This is a genomic window from Streptomyces sp. WELS2, from assembly GCF_013870595.1.
Lineage (GTDB): Bacteria > Actinomycetota > Actinomycetes > Streptomycetales > Streptomycetaceae > Streptomyces.
Genome location: NZ_JACBWZ010001293.1, coordinates 1 through 1207 on the forward strand (window position 1 = coordinate 1; position 1207 = coordinate 1207).

Annotated in this window: 1 protein-coding gene; it reads left to right on the forward strand. The window is 74.8% G+C overall.

Annotated features, from left to right (window positions below; translation table 11 throughout):
• Positions 1–1207: hypothetical protein (locus H5J33_RS35845; protein WP_258565631.1), on the forward strand; the 1207-nt coding region annotated here is incomplete at both ends.

Sequence of the window (1207 nt, forward strand, 5' to 3'; positions counted from 1 at the left end):
GTACTGGGGTTCGGCGCGGTCACCGCCTGGCAGACCAGCGCCCGCGCGGCCGCCGCCGACGACGTGCTGCGCCGCAGCCAGCCGCTCAGCTACGGCGCGGCCGGCATCTACCGCTCGCTGGCCGACGCCAACACCGCCGCGGCCGGCGCGTTCCTGGCCGGCGGGCAGGAGGACGCCAAGTCCCGGAACCAGTACGAGAAGGACATCCGGGAGGCCGCCGCCGGGCTCGTCACCGCCGCCGCCAACGCCCAACCCGGCTCCGCCGCCGAGGCGACCGTCGCCCGGCTGAACCGGCTGCTGCCCGAGTACAAGGGCCTCGTCGAGCGGGCCCGGACCTACAACCGGCAGGGCTACCCGGTGGGCGGCGCCTATCTGCGGTACGCCGACGAGAAGATGCAAAAGCACATGCTCCCGGCGGCACAGGCGCTCTACACCACGGAGAACCGCCGGCTGGACGCCGACTACGGCGACGCGACACCGTACCCGTGGGCGGCGATCGCGCTCGGCGTGCTCGCCCTGGCCGCGCTCGGCTGGGCCCAGCACCGCGTGTACCGGCGCACCAACCGGATCCTCAACCGCGGCCTGGCCGCCGCCACCGCCGCGACCACGATCGCCCTGCTGTGGCTGGTCGTGGGCCACGCGGTCGCCCGCTCGGGGCTCGACGGCTCCTACGCGCACGGCATCCGGTCGCTCAACGTGCTGCACGAGGCCCGGATCGCCGCCCTGAAGGCGCGCGGCAACGAGAACCTGAGCCTGGTGGCGCGCGGCGCGGACACCGTCACGGTGGCCGGGCAGACGTACGACGCCCACTACTACGACTTCGACAAGGACATGGCGGTGCTCCGCGAGGCGCTTTCCGAGGCGGCACGGCTCGCCGACGACGAGGCGGGCACCGCCCCGGTCACGGCCGCCCAGGACGACACGGCCCGGTGGCAGCGGCGGCACGCCGCGGCCCGCGCCGAGGACGAGAACGGCAACTACCAGCAGGCGCTGGACAAGGTGATCGGCGCCAAGGGCGCGACCGCCGAGTCCTTCGACGGCACCACGGTCGACGACTGGGCCCAGGGCTTCCGGCTCCCCGCGCAGGGCGGCAGGCTCGACGTCACCTACGACACACCGCTCGCCCACACCGCCTGGCTGTGGGCACAGGGCCTGCTCGCCGTCGTCCTGGTCGTCCTCGCCCTGCCCGGCCGCCGCCGCGACGTCG